This is a genomic window from Rhizobium sp. 62_C5_N11_2 (genome assembly GCF_051811185.1).
GTDB lineage: Bacteria > Pseudomonadota > Alphaproteobacteria > Rhizobiales > Rhizobiaceae > Rhizobium > Rhizobium leguminosarum.
This window is the reverse complement of sequence record NZ_JBPWPW010000001.1, coordinates 1,731,350-1,747,432: the sequence shown is the minus strand read 5'-3', so window position 1 is coordinate 1,747,432 and position 16,083 is coordinate 1,731,350. Positions and strand designations below refer to the sequence as shown.

Genomic DNA, 16,083 nt, shown 5'->3' with positions numbered 1-16,083 from the left:
CTCTCTTCCGACTGGTAGATTACCGCGCCGGAGCTGCGTCGCAGACGCGCAGTTGGATGCGGCGCGCACCCTGATAATGCTCGGCACTGAGCGAACCCGCGACATGAAGGCTGGCGCCGCGTGAATTGATGATAAGATTGCCGAGCGCCGTATCGGCGGCGCGGAAGGCGATGCCATCGAGCCGCGATCCGTCCATTGCCTCCAGCGTCACCTTCACGTGTTTCTCGCCGACCAGGCGCGCGTCGCGCACCCGATGCGCCGGCACGGCAAAGAGCGGCTGGGCGTGGCCGGAGCCATAGGGGCCAGCGGCCTCCAAGCGGTCGATGAGTTCGAGCGTGGCGCCGCTTGCACCGATCGCGCCGTCGATCTTCAGTGTCTCGTTGGCGACAAGGCTGGCCACTGTCTTTGTGGCTTTCTCCGTGAAGAAGGTCCTCAGCCTGCCGAGATTGGCGCGCTCGACCGTCAGCCCGGCGGCCATGGCGTGGCCGCCGCCCTTGACGAGTATCCCCTCGTCGACCGCAGCTCGCACCATCCTGCCCATATCGAAGCCGTTGATGGAGCGGCCCGAGCCGGTGCCGCGGCCGGAGGGATCGAAGGCGATTGCGAAGGCGGGCCGTTTGAACTTCTCCTTCAGCCGCGCCGCGATCAGGCCGACGATGCCGGGATGCCATTTCTCATGGGCGGTGACGATGACGGATGCGCCCTCGCCGTCGCCATATTCGGCGAGCGCCTCGGCCTCCGCCTCTTGCAGCATGACGGCCTCCATCGCCTGGCGTTCGCGGTTGAGCTCGTCGAGGCGCTGCGCGATCACCTCTGCCTCACCGGCGTCGTCGAGCGTCAGCAGGCGGCTTCCGAGTGCTGCATCGCCGATCCGCCCGCCGGCATTGATGCGCGGGCCGATCAGGAAGCCGAAATGATAGGGTGTCACCGGGCCTGCAAGCCCCGCCTTGCGGAAGAGTGCGGCAAGCCCGGCATTGCTCTGGTGCCGGGCGGCGACCAGCCCCTTCACCACATAAGCGCGGTTGAGGCCCTTCAGCGGCACGACATCGCAGACCGTCGCAAGCGCGACGATATCCAGCCATTGCAGCAGGTCGATCGCCAGGATCCGCTTGTTGCCGGCCGCGCGCAGTAGCCTCAGCGTTGCGACCAGGACCATGAAGACAACGCCGGCCGCGCAGAGATGCCCCTGCCCCGAGAGATCGTCCTCACGGTTCGGGTTGACGAGGGCATGACAGGGCGGCAGCTCATGTGTCACCTGGTGGTGATCGATGACGACGACATCGATATTGCGCGCAGCAGCGGCGGCCAGCGCCTCGTGACTGGTCGAGCCACAATCGACGGTGACGATCAGCTGGGCGCCATTGTCGATCAATTGATTGATCGCCGCCGGATTGGGGCCATAACCTTCGAAGACGCGATCGGGAATATAGATGGTCGCCCTGACGCCGAAATGGCTGAGAAACCGGTACATCAGCGCCGAGGAGGCCGCGCCGTCGACATCGTAGTCGCCGAAGATCGCGACGCTCTCGCCGCGCTCGATGGCACTCACCAGGCGGATCGCGGCCTTTTCGCAATCGGTCAGCTTATGGGGATCGGGCATCAGCCTGCGGATCGTCGGATCTAGGAATTCGATCGCCTCGTCTACCGTCACGCCGCGCCCGGCCAGCACCCGGGCGATCAGGTCCGGCAATCCATGGATCTGCGACATAGCCAGCGCGCGGTTCTGCCCTGCCTGGTCGAGCCGCGCCACCCAGCGATTGTCGAGCGCGGATTTCTCCACACCGAGAAACGCGCGCTGTACCGGATCGACGAGATCTGCCATGCCACACTCCGCTGACTTCATCTGCTCTTTCTACAGGAGCAGCGGAGATAACATAGCGATGGATTTGCAGACACGGGTTTTTACCAAAGCATGTCGCGCAAAAGTGTGCAGCGGTTTTGCGGTAACGCATGCGTAAAAATAAAGCCCCTAAAGCGCGAGCGAATCTGAAAGATCGCGACACGCTTTAGAATACCGCCCAGACAATCAGGGCGATGCCGGCCAGTTGCACCAACATGACGGAAAACAGCGTCAGCAGAATGGCCCAGTTGCGGCCTTCCGTGTTTTCTTCGCCATCAGCCTCCTCAGAGACCTCCTGAGGAATTTCACGGTAGGCCGGCTTGGGGATTTTCTCAGACTTATCAGGATGGTTCGGCGGCACGTCGCTCGGGTAGCCATACCCCTTCCCGGCGTGGCTGTCCTTGCTCATGAAATTCTCCACCCAGACGACTCACCATCTTAGGTTTAGTTATATCAATATTTCGGTATCTGTTAATATAGACTTCCGTTAGGGAAGGTTGAACAAATAACAGAAAAACCGCCCTGCAGAGACAGGGCGGCTCAACGGTCCTCCGGGACGGGAAAAAGGCTCAGCCTTCCTCTTTCGGCCGTTCGATGCGAATGACCTGCGGCTCGCCGAAGAGATAACCTTCCGACTTGATCGAGGCGACCGCCCTGCGCACCGATTCTTCCATCGTTGCGTGGGTGACGAGAATGATCGTCTGGTGGTGCGATGGCGCCAGATGCTGTTTGGAGCGCTGAACGATCGATTCCAGCGAGATGTTGTTTTCCGCCATGCGCGTTGCGACGCTGGCAAAGACGCCGGTGCGGTCGAGCACGGTCAGGCGGATGAAATAGCCGCCCTCGTGGCTCTGCATCTGCGCCTTGCGGTAGGGCTCCAGCGTCGTTGCGGGATGGCCGAGCACCGGCACGCGCTGGGCGCCCGGCTGGCTCTTGGCGATATCGGCGATATCACCGAGTACCGACGAGGCCGTGGCATTGCCGCCGGCGCCGGGGCCGACCATCAGCAGTTCGCCGAGCACGTCGGATTCGATCGCCACCGCATTGGTGACGCCGTCGACCTGGGCGATGACCGAATCGACCGGCACCATGGTGGGATGGACGCGCTGCTCGATGCCGGTATCGGTGCGCTGGGCAACGCCCAGCAGCTTGATGCGATAACCGAGCTCGGCAGCGGCGTGGATATCCTCGATCGAAATGTTGGTGATGCCTTCGAGATAGATGTCGTCGGCTGCGATCTGATTGCCGAAGGCGAGCGTCGTCAGGATGGAAAGCTTATGGGCCGTGTCATTGCCCTCGATATCGAAGGCCGGATCAGCCTCGGCATAACCCAGCCGCTGCGCTTCCTTGAGGCATTCGGCAAAGGAAAGCCCCTCCTTCTCCATCTTGGTCAGGATGTAATTGCAGGTGCCGTTCATGATGCCATAGATGCGCGAGACGGAATTGCCCGTCAGCGATTCACGCAGCGCCTTGATGACCGGGATGCCGCCGGCGACCGCCGCCTCGAAGTTCAGCAGCGACCCCTTCTCCTCGGCGATCGTCGCAAGCTCGACGCCGTGATAGGCAAGCAGCGCCTTGTTGGCTGTCACCACATGGAGACCACGCTGAAGTGCGGCGCGCACGGAGATGTTGGCAGCTCCTTCGGCGCCGCCCATCAGCTCGACGAAGACGTCGATATCGCCTTTTTCTGCAAGCTCTTCCGGCCGGTCGAACCAGGTAACAGTGGAAAGATCGATGCCGCGGTCTCTTGTCCTGTCACGCGCGGAGACCGCCGTGATGGTGATCGGACGTCCGCAGGTGACGGCAAGCTCGTTGCTTTTCTGCTGAATGATGCGGACAAGCGAGGCGCCAACGGTGCCCAAGCCCGCAATGCCGATTTTGAGGGCATCTGCCATGGATCGATCCTGAAATGTCTGTGTGGCGGCAGCCGCTTGACGCGGCTGCCCAACGGTTGGATTAGCGGTGTGCGTTCAGCGAAATGACGTTGTGCATTGTCTCGTCAGCCGTCGACATGAACTTCTTGATGTTGCGCGCAGCCTGGCGGATACGGTGTTCGTTCTCCACAAGTGCCAGACGGACGTAGTCGTCGCCCATTTCGCCGAAGCCGATGCCCGGGGCAACGGCGACGTCGGCCTTCTCGACCAGCAGCTTGGAGAATTCCAGCGAACCGAGGTGACGGAACTTTTCCGGGATCTTCGCCCAGGCAAACATGGTGGCAGCCGGCGGCGGGACCTCGAACCCGGCCTTGCCGAAGCTTTCGACCATGACGTCGCGACGGCGCTTATAGACGTTGCGGACTTCCGCAATGTCGGAGCCGTCGCCGTTCAGCGCGTGCGTCGCCGCCACCTGGATCGGCGTGAAGGCGCCGTAGTCGAGATAGGACTTGACGCGGGTGAGCGCCGCGATCAGCCGCTCGTTGCCGACGGCAAAGCCCATGCGCCAGCCGGGCATGGAGAAGGTCTTCGACATCGACGTGAACTCGACAGTCACGTCCATTGCGCCTGGCACTTCGAGAACCGACGGCGGCGGAGCGCCGTCGAAGTAGATTTCCGAATAGGCAAGGTCGGAGAGCACGATGATGTCATGCTTTTTCGCAAAGGCGATGACGTCCTTGTAGAAATCGAGCGTCGCGACAAAGGCCGTCGGGTTCGAGGGGTAGTTGAGGATCAGCGCTAAGGGCTTCGGGATCGAATGCCGGACCGCGCGTTCGAGCGGCTCGAAGAAGCTCGCATCCGGCTCCACCGACATGGAACGGATCACGCCGCCCGCCATCAGGAAGCCGAAGGCGTGGATCGGATAGGTGGGGTTCGGGCAGAGGATCACGTCGCCAGGCGCGGTGATTGCCTGCGCCATGTTGGCGAAGCCTTCCTTGGAGCCCAAGGTGGCGACCACCTGGGTATCCGGGTTGAGCTTGACGCCGAAACGGCGGGCATAATAAGCGGCCTGAGCGCGGCGCAGACCCGGAATGCCCTTGGAAGAGGAATAACGGTGCGTGCGCGGATCCTGCACGACCTCGCACAGCTTGTCGACGATCGACTGGGGAGTGGGAAGGTCGGGGTTTCCCATGCCGAGATCGATGATATCGGCGCCGCCCGCTCGCGCGCTTGCTTTCAAACGGTTGACCTGTTCGAAAACATAAGGCGGCAAACGCCGGACTTTGTGAAACTCTTCCATCTCATTCCCCATGGAAAGGCGGCATTTCGGGCCGCTGTCGAAGTTCGTTCCGTCTCCCGGCGGCTGCGACACGAACTTCAGAATCGCAACGCCGTATTCATCAGACCCAAGCGACGCGGCAAATCTTTGACGGAAAGGCCGCGTAACGCGCTTTATCGGGAAAATTATATCTTCCGATCCATCCGGAAGGCTTTGCGTCCAAATTGCCTGAAAGGCAAGGTCTATTTGGAGATTTCGGAGAGCGTATCAGTGCCGTGCTCGGCGGCGAGACGCCGCATTTCGGCGACCTTGGCCTGATATTCGGCCTCCGAGATTGTGCCGGCCTTGCGCCGAGCGGCAAGTGCCGTCAGTTGATGCTGCAGTTCGGCAGCCTGCTCGTCGCTCATCTGGACGTTGGCGGCCGTCAGCGGCGCGCCGAAATTCGGATAGCCGTCCGGGTATTTTGCAAGACCGCCCTCGGCCGCCTCGCCCTTGGTGGCCGGCATGACGACGGCGGTCGGCGCCGCTCGCTTGGCAGCGGCAGCGGCCTTTTGTTCCGCCGTCAGATTGCATCCGGCAAGGGCCATCGCCGCCGCGGCGCAGATCAGTGCAGTGCGGTTGAAGGTTGCGATGCGCCGAATGCCGTTCTTCGTCATGCCTCAAAATCCAGTTCTGACTGCTTCGACTGTTAAATTTGTCGCAGCCACAAAGCAATAGCATGAGCCGATGCGGGTGGAACTTGTTTTCTCGTTCAATCACGATGTACAACGAACGGATAAAAAGAGTGGTGCTGCCGCCGGAGGAAATGGTGACCGACAGCAAGCAGGAGAATGGCGGCAAGGCCGGCTTCGACGCGACCGATCTCGATCCCTATCTGTTGAAGGATCCTGAGGCCATGGCGATGAATTTCGCCCGGGCGCTCGAAAATCTCGGACAAGCAGCGTCTGCCTGGCTTGCGCCGCGCGAACGCGGCGAGATCACCGAAAGCACCGTCGATCCGATGACCGACATGGTCAAGACGCTTTCCAAGGTTACCGAATACTGGATTTCCGATCCGCGCCGCACCTTCGAGGCACAGACACAGCTGATGTCCTCGTTCTTCGGCATCTGGATGCGCTCGATGCAACGAATGCAGGGTGATCCCACGCCTCCCGAGCCGGACACCCGCAAGGACAAGCGCTTCTCGGACGAGGACTGGCAGAAGAATCCATTCTTCGATTTTCTCCGCCAGGTCTATTTCGTCACCACCGACTGGGTGGAAAAGATGGTGTCGGAGACTGATGGCCTCGACGAGCACACCAAGCACAAGGCCGGCTTCTACGTGAAGCAGATCACGGCAGCGCTCTCGCCGACCAACTTCATCGCCACCAATCCGCAGCTCTACCGCGAGACGATCGCGACCAGCGGCGCCAATCTGGTGCGCGGGATGAAGATGCTGGCCGAGGATATCGCTGCCGGACATGGCGACCTTCGTCTTCGCCAGACCGACATGACGAAATTCGCCGTCGGCCGCGATATGGCGCTGACGCCAGGCAAAGTGATCGCCCAGAACGACATCTGCCAGATCATCCAGTACGAGGCTTCGACCGAAACCGTGCTGAAGCGACCGCTGCTGATCTGCCCGCCCTGGATCAACAAGTTCTATATTCTCGACCTCAACCCGCAAAAATCCTTCATCAAATGGTGCGTCGACCAGGGTCAGACGGTGTTCGTCATTTCCTGGGTCAACCCGGATGCGCGCCACGCCGAGAAGGACTGGACGGCCTATGCCCGCGAAGGCATCGATTTCGCGCTTGATACAATCGAGAAGGCGACAGGCGAGAAGGACGTCAACGCCGTCGGCTACTGCGTCGGCGGCACGCTGCTGGCCGCGACACTGGCGCTGCATGCCAAGGACAAGAACAAGCGCATCAAGACCGCGACACTGTTCACCACCCAGGTCGATTTCACCCATGCCGGCGACCTCAAGGTCTTTGTCGACGAGGAGCAGCTTGAATCGCTCGAAGAGCATATGCAGGCGGCCGGCTATCTGGACGGCACGAAGATGTCGATGGCCTTCAACATGCTGCGCGCCTCGGAACTGATCTGGCCTTATTTCGTCAACAACTACCTCAAGGGCCAGGATCCCCTGCCCTTCGACCTGTTGTTCTGGAATGCCGATTCGACCCGCATGGCGGCGGCAAACCATGCCTTCTATCTGCGCAATTGCTATCTCAACAATGCGCTGACGCAGAACGAGATGATCCTCGATGGCAAGCCCGTGTCGCTGAAGGACGTGAAGATCCCGATCTATAATCTCGCCACCCGCGAGGATCACATCGCACCTGCCAAGTCCGTCTTCCTCGGCAGCCGGTTCTTCGGCGGCAAGGTGGAATTCATCGTGACCGGCTCGGGACATATCGCCGGCGTCGTCAATCCGCCCGACAGGAAGAAGTATCAATTCTGGACGGGCGGCCCCGCCAAGGGAGACTACGAGACTTGGCTCGACCAGGCGACGGAGACCCCCGGGTCATGGTGGCCGCATTGGCAGGCCTGGATCAAGACGCATGACAGCAGACGCGTACCTGCCCGCAAACCCGGCGGCGATGCGTTGAACGCGATCGAGGAAGCGCCGGGAAGTTATGTGATGGAGCGCGCCTGAGACGCCCAACGCATCTCTTTTTGAGACGCCGTGAAAAACTGCAACGCCGCGTAAACAAATTAGAAACCATAATTCGTCATCCTTGCGAGACAGTCGGACGTCGTGGGTGGTCTAAATTCGGCCCATTTGCGCCTGTACCGGCCCCGGCGAAGTTAAGTCAGTCAGTGCCGCCGGCCTGCGTAGCGAGTTTGAAAGACGAGTGTAGTATGGCGTGTGCGGTCGGGACGTTCGATGACGTCACCCTTCTTGGCGGATCTGCTTTCCGTTGGCGCAGATCTCGCGGTTTCCTTTACGGTGTTGTCGGCGCCGGATTTCTGACCTCCACATGGCTGATCGCGACCTTCGCGACGATGCACTCGATAGCCGCTCCCTATTCTCCGTCCGATCGCCTGGCACAGGTCGGCACTGCGCCGAAGGTGGCTCCGTCACCGCGCCATGAGCGGCTGATCCATGTCGGCAAGGCCGATCGGCTGGCTGCCTTCGATGCGAAGCCGAAGGTACCGCTGACGGCGAGCCTCATTCAATCCCATGCCGAAAAGACCGCCGCCGCTGCAACGGCGCTCGCGGTTCTCGCCAAAAACAATCGGCTCGCCATGGCTGCCGAACAGCCGGTCGTGGCCGCGATTTCCGATAGCGTCAAATTCCGCAAGGACGATGTGATCGCGCCGCCGCCGGTCGAACTCGCCTCGGCAGAGACGGAAGAAGACGACGGCGACCGGATCATCGTTCCCTCGAAGGAGGCCGTCGCCGCAGTTGAACTCCCGGCCCTGCTTGCACTTGCCGATGCCGGATCCCGGCAAATCGCGCCGGCTCCGGTCGAGCCAACCGCATCTCCTGTCAGAACGGCCTCCATTCCCGCATCGGAACCTGCACCGGTGGTCGTTGCCGCCGTAGACGACGCGCCACCCTTCGATCTCGTGCTGGCGCCGGATGAAGGTTCTGTGCCGCTGCCGATGGCACGTCCTGACGGACTCATCGGCAAACCGGCACTGGCTTCCAAGGGCTCGCAGCGCTCTGGCGAGCCTGCGCTTGCCTATGCCCAGCCGAACTCGCCGATCGAGGATGACGAGGACGACGCAGTGCCGCGCTACGACAAGCCGGTCTTCTCGCCGAAGCTGCGCGCAGGCGTGGCGATCTACGATATCGAAAACAGCACCGTCTACCTGCCGAACGGCGAACGGCTTGAGGCCCATTCCGGGCTCGGCAAGATGCGTGACAACCCGCGTTTTGTGAACAAGAAGATGCGCGGACCGACGCCGCCACACACCTATGTCCTCACCATGCGCGAGAGCCTTTTCCATGGTGTCGAGGCGCTGCGGTTGACGCCGGTCGAGGGTTCGGACGCCATCTATGACCGTGTCGGCCTTCTCGCCCATACCTACATGCTCGGCAAGAACGGCGATTCCAACGGCTGTGTCTCCTTCAAGGACTACCGCCGTTTCCTCGCCGCCTACAAGCGCGGCGACATCAAGCAGCTCGTGGTGGTGCCGCGGCTGAACAACAAACCGTCTTCGACCTTTGCTTCGTTGTTTTCGCGACGCAGTTGAGGATTGGAGAGCGCACTGCCGCTTGCCGGGCAGCGGACGCTACTTCAACCAGGCTGCGATTCGCTCCACCGCCTCGGCGATCTCCGCTTGCGAGCCCGCATAGGACAGACGCAGCGTTCGATTTCCCTCCAGCGGATCGAAATCCAGACCGGGCGTCGCGGCGACGTCGATTTCCGCGAGCATGCGTTTGGCAAAGCCCATGCTGTCATTGGTGAAGCGGGTGACGTCGAGATAGGCGTAGAACGCACCGTCCATCGGCGACGCGATCGAAAACCCGATCTGCGGCAGTCGCCGCATCAGCAAGTCGCGGTTGGTGGCATAGCTCGCCTTATAACGATCGAGCTCCGCGCCAGCGCTCAGAGCGGCCGTGGCGGCGATCTGGGAGAGCTCCGGCGGGGAGATGTAGAGGCTCTGCGCCACCCGCTCGATCGGCCGCACCAGGCGTGCCGGCAGCACCATCCAGCCGATTCGCCAACCGGTCATGCAATAATATTTGGAGAAGGAGTTGATGACGATCGCCTCGTCGGTCAGTTCCAGCGCGCTCGTCTCCTCGCCGGCGAAGGTCAGCCCGTGGTAGATTTCATCGGAGATGAAGGCGATGGAATGGGCCGCGCAATAATCTGCAAGCGCCTGCAGCCCATCGTGGCCGGTCACGGTGCCGGTCGGGTTGGCGGGACTTGCGAGCAGCACGCCCTTCAGCGTCATGCCGCTTTCCTTCTGTGCGGCCTCGAGGCTTTGCGGCGTCAGGGTGAACTGGGTCTCGGCCGTTACCGGCACTTCGAGAACCTTCAGGCCCAGCGCGCCGAGAATATTGCGATAGGCGGGATAACCAGGTCTTGCGATCGCCACCGCATCGCCGGCATCGAAGAGTGACAGGAAGGCGAGATTGAAACCTGCCGAGGAGCCGGTGGTGATGGCGATGCGCGTGGGATCGATCTCCAGGCCGTGGCGATCCTTGTAGTGCCAGGCAAGCGCCGATTTCAGCCGCGCCGTTCCCAGCGCATCGGTATAACCGATCCGGCCTTCGGTAAGGGCTGTGCGCGCCGCTTCGAGTGCCGCTTGAGGTGCCGGATGCGAGGGCTGACCGACCGCCATCGAGATCACGGGATGGCCGGTCGCACGCCGCTTCGTCGCCTCCGCCAAGACGTCCATGGCGTGAAAAGGCTCGACTTCGCTGCGTTTGGATATGGAAAACAAGATCGTTTCTCGCTCAGCTTCTTCAATGACGGCCAGACAATTGCCGCATTAATCGGCTCATCACAATCCCGCGAGGGTCGCGCGGGGGTGAAAATTCCTGTTTGAGCAGAACCGAACGCACCGTACCTTGACGCGACGCATTCAAGTCCATAACCCGGCGATGGTCTTCTTGACCAAGACGACCACATTGCCGATGACGAGGATATCATGGCCTTCTTCTCGAAAACCTTCACCGCACTGGCGCTGGCCGCATCGATCGCCCTTCCGCTTCCGGCGGCAGCGCTCGACGACCAGCAGAAGAAGGAGTTCGGCGAATTCATCAAGCAATACCTGATCGAGAATCCCGAGATCATGCTGGAAGTCCAGGATGCGCTGCAGAAGAAGCAGGAAGCCCAGCGCCTGGTGAAGGCCAATATGGCGATCGAAGAGAACACCACCGACATCTTTGAGTCGAAGAACGACGTCACGCTCGGCAATCCCAAGGGCGATGTCACTGTCGTCGAATTCTTCGATTACAATTGCAGCTACTGCCGTCATGCGCTTCCCGACATGCAGGCCATGTTGAAAAAGGACAAGAACGTCCGTTTCGTCCTCAAGGAATTCCCGATCCTCGGGCCTGATTCGGTCGCCGCCCACAAGGTGGCCGACGCCTTCCGCAAGCTGGCACCGGAGAAATATGCCGATTTCCACGTCGCCCTTCTCGGCACCGAAGGCCGAGCCTCCGACGAAACAGCGATCGCGGTCGCCGCTTCGCTAGGCGTCAGCGAGGACAAGATCCGCGCCGAGATGGCAAAGAGCCCGAATGACGGAATCGTCCAGGCGACCTACCAGCTCGCCTCCAGTCTCGGCATCAGCGGCACGCCGTCTTATGTGATCGGCAATGAATTGGTGCCAGGCGCCGTCGGGCTCGACGATCTCGAAGCCAAGGTCAAGAACATGCGCAGCTGCGGCAAGACCGCCTGCTGAGCAAACCAAAGCGCGTCGCAATCTTTCAGTTTGCGCCCCTCGCGCTTTAGATATTTATGTTTGCGCATGTCGTTGTCGCAAAACCGCTGCACACTTTTGCGCGACATGCTTGAGCTCCCGGCCGCCCATCAAATCGCCAAAATCGAAGCGTTTCAACCATGTGGACAAATGTGGCGCGATTCCTGCTGGCCAATCCGTAAGGGCTTTCATTCAGCCTTCGCGGAGTCTATAGGTTGCCGTCGTACATTTTACGGAACATTCGATGACGCAAACGATTTTTGTCCTGAACGGCCCCAACCTGAACATGCTGGGTAAACGAGAGCCCGGCATTTATGGCGGCAAGACGCTCAAGGACATCGAGGCAGACTGCAAGGCCGCAGGCCGCGAACTCGGCCTCGATATCGACTTCCGCCAGAGCAACCACGAAGGCACGCTCGTCGACTGGTTCCATGAGGCCGACGAAAAGGCCGTCGGCGTTGCCATCAATGCAGGCGCCTATACGCATACATCGGTCGCGCTGCATGATGCGATCCGCGCTATTTCCATTCCCGTCGTCGAGCTCCACATATCCAACGTGCATGCACGGGAAGAATTCCGCCACAAGTCGATGATCGCGCCGGCATGCAAAGGCGTGATCTGCGGCTTCGGGCCTCACAGCTACATCCTGGCGCTCCACGCGCTGAAGAACATCACGGCATAAGAAGAAGACAGGGCAACACCATGGCTGAAAAGAAATCGGGTATCGACCAGGCACTGATCCGCGATCTCGCCAATATTCTCAACGAAACGGATCTGACGGAGATCGAGGTCGAGCAGGACGACCTGCGTATCCGGGTTTCGCGCGCCGGCACGCCGCAATATGTTCAGGCGCCGATCTCAGCACCTGGTTATGCCGCGCCTGCAGCCGCCGCTGCGCCAGTCGCTGCCGCCCCGGCCGCAGCTCCCGGCCGCAACCCGGCCAATGTGGTCAATGCACCGATGGTGGGCACCGTCTACATGGCGCCGGCTCCGGGCGCGCGTGCCTTCATCGAAGTCGGCGCGACCGTCAAGGAAGGCCAGACGCTCCTCATCATCGAAGCGATGAAGACGATGAACCAGATCCCCTCGCCCAAGTCAGGCAAGGTGACCGAGATCCTCGTCGATGACGGGCATCCCGTCGAATACGGCCAAGCCCTCGTCGTCATCGAATAGGCCCATGCCCATGATTTCGAAAATCCTCATCGCCAATCGCGGGGAAATTGCCCTTCGCGTGCTTCGGGCCTGCAAGGAGCTCGGCATCGCCTGCGTCGTGGTTCATTCCACCGCCGACGCCGATGCCATGCATGTGCGCCTTGCCGACGAAAGTGTCTGCATCGGCCCACCCTCCTCGCGCGAAAGCTATCTCAACATCCACCAGATCGTCGCCGCCTGCGAGATCACTGGCGCTGACGCCGTGCATCCCGGCTACGGCTTTCTGTCGGAGAATGCCAAGTTTGCCGATATCCTCGAAGCCCACGGCATCACCTTTATCGGGCCGACGGCGGACCATATCCGCATCATGGGCGATAAGATCACCGCCAAGACGACGGCACTGGAACTCGGCATTCCCGTCGTTCCGGGTTCGGACGGCGAAGTGAAGACCGAAGAGGATGCGCTGAAGACAGCCGCCGAAATCGGCTATCCCGTGCTGATCAAGGCAACCGCCGGCGGCGGCGGACGCGGCATGAAAGTCGCCAAGAGCGAGGCCGACGTGATCGAGGCCTGGTCGACGGCGCGCACGGAAGCGGCAGCCGCCTTCGGCAATGATGCCGTCTATATGGAAAAATATCTTGGCAAACCGCGCCACATCGAAATCCAGGTGTTCGGCGACGGCGAAGGCAATGCCATCCATCTCGGCGAGCGCGACTGCTCGCTGCAGCGCCGCCATCAAAAGGTCTGGGAAGAGGCGAATTCGCCGGCGCTAAACGTCGAGCAGCGCATGAAGATCGGCCAGATCTGCGCCGACGCCATGAAGAAGCTGAAATATCGCGGTGCCGGCACGATCGAATTCCTCTATGAGAATGGCGAGTTCTACTTCATCGAAATGAACACCCGCCTGCAGGTGGAGCATCCGATAACGGAAGCGATTACCGGCATCGACCTGGTGCATGAGCAGATCCGCGTCGCTTCCGGCGGCGGTCTCTCGGTGACTCAGGACGAAGTGCATTTTTCCGGGCACGCCATCGAGTGCCGCATCAATGCCGAGCACCCGCGTACCTTCGTGCCCTCACCCGGCACGATCACGCATTTCCACGCGCCGGGCGGCCTTGGCGTGCGCATCGATTCCGGTGCCTATCAGGGCTACAAGATCCCCCCTTATTACGACAGCCTCATCGGCAAGCTGATCGTGCACGGTCGTACCCGCGTCGAATGCATGATGCGCCTGCGCCGGGCGCTTGACGAATTTGTCGTCGACGGCATCAATACGACGCTGCCGCTGTTCCAGGATCTCGTCTCCAACCAGGATATCGCCAACGGCGACTACGACATCCACTGGCTGGAACACTACCTCGCCAACAACCCGGCGGCATAGGACAGGAATGGCAGGATCGCGCAGGAAGTCACCAGGCATCACCTCTGACATTCTCCTGCGCGCCTATTCTATCGGCCTCTTCCCGATGGCCGAATCCGCCGACGACCCGGAGATCTTCTGGGTCGAGCCGGAATTGCGCGGCGTGCTGCCGCTCGACCATTTCCACGTGTCGAATAGCCTTGCCAAGGCGGTGCGCAAGAAACCCTTCGAGATCCGTTTCGATCACGCGTTCGATGAGGTGATCGCTGCCTGTGCGGAGGAGACATCCGGGCGCCCCAGCACCTGGATCAACAAGACGATCAGATCACTTTACTCGACGCTCTTCGACATGGGGCATGCCCATACGGTCGAAGCTTGGGAGGGCGATGAACTGGTCGGCGGCCTCTACGGCGTCTCGCTCGGCTCGGCCTTCTTCGGCGAAAGCATGTTTTCGCGCCGGACGGATGCCTCGAAGATCTGCCTCGTGCATCTCGTCGACCGACTGCGGGAAAGGGGCTTCACGCTGCTCGACACGCAGTTCACCACCGAGCACCTGAAGACGTTCGGAGCGATCGACGTTCCGAAGGCCGACTATGCCCTGATGCTTTCTGCGGCGATGGAGTCGCCGCACCTTAAGTTTTAAGCGCGATCAATTCGTCCATGCGTTGATTTTTCAGCCGATTTGGCTAGGTTCGAAAAATACAACGGGGGATAGAATTTTGAAACGATATTTTGCAGCCGCGATCCTTTTGACCTTGTTTACCGGTCAAGCCGGCGCACGCCCATACCAGGACATGTTCCCCAGCAGGACCGATTTTTCCGACGCGGAAAAGCCGTTGCTGGAGAAGCTTGATTTCCAGCAGGGCGTGATCAAGCTGCCTGAAGCGAAGGCAACGCTAAACGTGCCCGCCGACTTCTACTATCTCAGCCCTGCCGACACGAAGACGGTGCTCGTCGATATCTGGGGAAATCCTCCGGCGGCGGCGGAGGGAACGATGGGAATGATCTTCCCGGCGAAATACGCACCGACCGATGTCGAGGCCTGGGGCTCCATTGTGGAATACAGCGCCGACGGCTATGTCTCGGATGTCGACGCCGCCACGACGAATTACGACGAATTGCTGCAAAACATCAAAGATTCCATCAGGGAAAACAACGTCGAACGTCAAAAGCAGGGTTTTCAGAAGATCACGCTTGTCGGCTGGGCTTCCACGCCGCACTACGACACCTCGGCGCATGCCATGCACTGGGCGCGTGATCTGGTGTTCGGCGACGACAGGCAGGCGCAGCACACGCTGAACTATTCCGTGCGCGTGCTCGGCCGCCAGGGTGTATTCCAATTCGACTTCGTCGCCGGCCTCGCTCAATTGAGGGAGATCGAGGGCGTCATTCCGTCCGTCACCAAGCTCGTGCAGTTCGACAAGGGGATGGCCTATACTGACTATGTCGAAGGCGACAAGATCGCGGCCTATGGGATGGCGGGAATGATTGCTGCGGGCGCGGGCGCCAAGATTGCCGCCAAGGTGGGATTGCTGGCATTCGCCCTCGCCTTCTTCAAGAAGGCCGGCGTCCTCGTCTTCATCGTGTTCGCCGCTGCGCTTCGCTTTGCCAAGGGTCTTTTCAGCAGGAACAAGACACCCACTGCATAGGCTCACCAGGCTACTGCGTAATTCAACGCCTTACAGCGCCGCGCGTCTGAAAAGACGCGCGGCGCTGTAAGGCGTGATGAGAGGTGTTAGCGGGCTGTCGCCTTGGTGCCATCGGGAGCCGGGACGTCCGAGGTTGTCTTGCAGTCTTTCAGCCAGACGTCGTAGATCGGGTGCTCGACGGCGTTGAGGCCGGGGCTGGCGGCGAACATCCAACCAGTGAAGATGCGGCGGATCTTGCGGTCGAGGGTGATCTCGTCAACCTCGACGAAACCGTCGATCTTCTGCGCTTCCGACTGGTCGCGCGAATAACAGGCCTTCGGCGTCACCTGCAGTGCGCCGAACTGTACCGTCTCATTGACATAAACGTCGAACGTCGTGATGCGGCCGGTGATCTTGTCGAGGCCGGAGAAGACGGCAACCGGATTTTCGATGCGTGCGGCATTTGCCGCAACTGGCGGAAGCAGGGCCGAGAGCGCCAGCAGCGATCCGGCGGCACGCAGGACCTTGTTCCGCGTGAAGAGCTTCATGTGTACCCGTCTCCAGACATTTTCAGTTCACAC

Annotated in this window: 15 protein-coding genes; 8 read left to right on the top strand and 7 right to left on the bottom strand. The window is 60.8% G+C overall.

Going from position 1 to position 16,083, the window contains the following annotated elements:
* Positions 1-19: 19 nt before the first annotated feature.
* The 5 genes from recJ to AB8B31_RS08870 all read right to left on the bottom strand — a co-directional run bounded on the left by recJ (position 20) and on the right by AB8B31_RS08870 (position 5,649).
* Complete coding sequence (gene recJ / locus AB8B31_RS08890) at positions 20-1,822, bottom strand: single-stranded-DNA-specific exonuclease RecJ (protein WP_131703298.1); 1,803 nt, start codon at positions 1,820-1,822, stop codon at positions 20-22.
* A gap of 184 nt (positions 1,823-2,006) precedes the next feature.
* Positions 2,007-2,249, bottom strand: a complete 243-nt coding sequence (locus tag AB8B31_RS08885) for a hypothetical protein (RefSeq protein ID WP_131703297.1) — start codon at positions 2,247-2,249, stop codon at positions 2,007-2,009.
* A 160-nt stretch (positions 2,250-2,409) separates the two neighbouring features.
* Positions 2,410-3,735, bottom strand: coding sequence for a homoserine dehydrogenase (locus AB8B31_RS08880; protein ID WP_130652300.1), 1,326 nt, complete (start codon positions 3,733-3,735; stop codon positions 2,410-2,412).
* 61 nt (positions 3,736-3,796) lie between these two features.
* Positions 3,797-5,014, bottom strand: a complete 1,218-nt coding sequence (locus AB8B31_RS08875) for an LL-diaminopimelate aminotransferase (RefSeq protein ID WP_024320683.1) — start codon at positions 5,012-5,014, stop codon at positions 3,797-3,799.
* Positions 5,015-5,235: 221 nt separating this feature from the next.
* A complete protein-coding gene (locus AB8B31_RS08870; protein WP_131703296.1) occupies positions 5,236-5,649 on the bottom strand; it encodes a hypothetical protein in 414 nt (137 codons plus the stop codon).
* A 149-nt stretch (positions 5,650-5,798) separates the two neighbouring features.
* Here AB8B31_RS08870 and AB8B31_RS08865 point away from each other — a divergent pair, with 149 nt between their 5' ends.
* A complete protein-coding gene (locus tag AB8B31_RS08865) occupies positions 5,799-7,634 on the top strand; it encodes a PHA/PHB synthase family protein (protein ID WP_246721505.1) in 1,836 nt (611 codons plus the stop codon).
* Positions 7,635-7,840: 206 nt separating this feature from the next.
* Positions 7,841-9,181, top strand: coding sequence for a DUF2778 domain-containing protein (locus AB8B31_RS08860; RefSeq protein WP_131703295.1), 1,341 nt, complete (start codon positions 7,841-7,843; stop codon positions 9,179-9,181).
* A gap of 39 nt (positions 9,182-9,220) precedes the next feature.
* On the opposite strand, the gene AB8B31_RS08855 is transcribed toward AB8B31_RS08860, so the two are convergent.
* Positions 9,221-10,378, bottom strand: a complete 1,158-nt coding sequence (locus AB8B31_RS08855) for a pyridoxal phosphate-dependent aminotransferase (RefSeq protein ID WP_131703294.1) — start codon at positions 10,376-10,378, stop codon at positions 9,221-9,223.
* Positions 10,379-10,585: 207 nt separating this feature from the next.
* Between AB8B31_RS08855 and AB8B31_RS08850 the strand changes: the two genes are divergently transcribed.
* The 6 genes from AB8B31_RS08850 (at position 10,586) to AB8B31_RS08825 (ending at position 15,523) form a co-directional block, all read left to right on the top strand.
* Positions 10,586-11,344 carry a DsbA family protein gene (locus AB8B31_RS08850; RefSeq protein ID WP_047622254.1) on the top strand — a complete coding sequence of 253 codons (759 nt, stop codon included), beginning with the start codon at positions 10,586-10,588 and terminating at the stop codon, positions 11,342-11,344.
* A gap of 262 nt (positions 11,345-11,606) precedes the next feature.
* Entirely contained in the window at positions 11,607-12,044 is a 438-nt protein-coding gene (gene aroQ, locus AB8B31_RS08845; RefSeq protein WP_011651695.1) for a type II 3-dehydroquinate dehydratase, read from the top strand.
* Between the two features lie 20 nt (positions 12,045-12,064).
* Complete coding sequence (accB, locus tag AB8B31_RS08840; RefSeq protein WP_047622256.1) at positions 12,065-12,535, top strand: acetyl-CoA carboxylase biotin carboxyl carrier protein; 471 nt, start codon at positions 12,065-12,067, stop codon at positions 12,533-12,535.
* A gap of 4 nt (positions 12,536-12,539) precedes the next feature.
* The gene (gene accC / locus AB8B31_RS08835) at positions 12,540-13,895 is read left to right on the top strand and encodes an acetyl-CoA carboxylase biotin carboxylase subunit (protein ID WP_018241835.1); all 1,356 of its coding nucleotides are present in this window, start codon (positions 12,540-12,542) and stop codon (positions 13,893-13,895) included.
* 7 nt (positions 13,896-13,902) lie between these two features.
* The gene (gene aat, locus AB8B31_RS08830; RefSeq protein WP_131703293.1) at positions 13,903-14,517 is read left to right on the top strand and encodes a leucyl/phenylalanyl-tRNA--protein transferase; all 615 of its coding nucleotides are present in this window, start codon (positions 13,903-13,905) and stop codon (positions 14,515-14,517) included.
* A gap of 76 nt (positions 14,518-14,593) precedes the next feature.
* Positions 14,594-15,523, top strand: coding sequence for a DUF2167 domain-containing protein (locus tag AB8B31_RS08825; protein ID WP_131703292.1), 930 nt, complete (start codon positions 14,594-14,596; stop codon positions 15,521-15,523).
* An 86-nt stretch (positions 15,524-15,609) separates the two neighbouring features.
* Here AB8B31_RS08825 and AB8B31_RS08820 read toward each other — a convergent pair whose 3' ends face one another.
* The gene (locus AB8B31_RS08820) at positions 15,610-16,050 is read right to left on the bottom strand and encodes a DUF2155 domain-containing protein (protein WP_018241832.1); all 441 of its coding nucleotides are present in this window, start codon (positions 16,048-16,050) and stop codon (positions 15,610-15,612) included.
* Positions 16,051-16,083 lie beyond the last annotated feature (33 nt).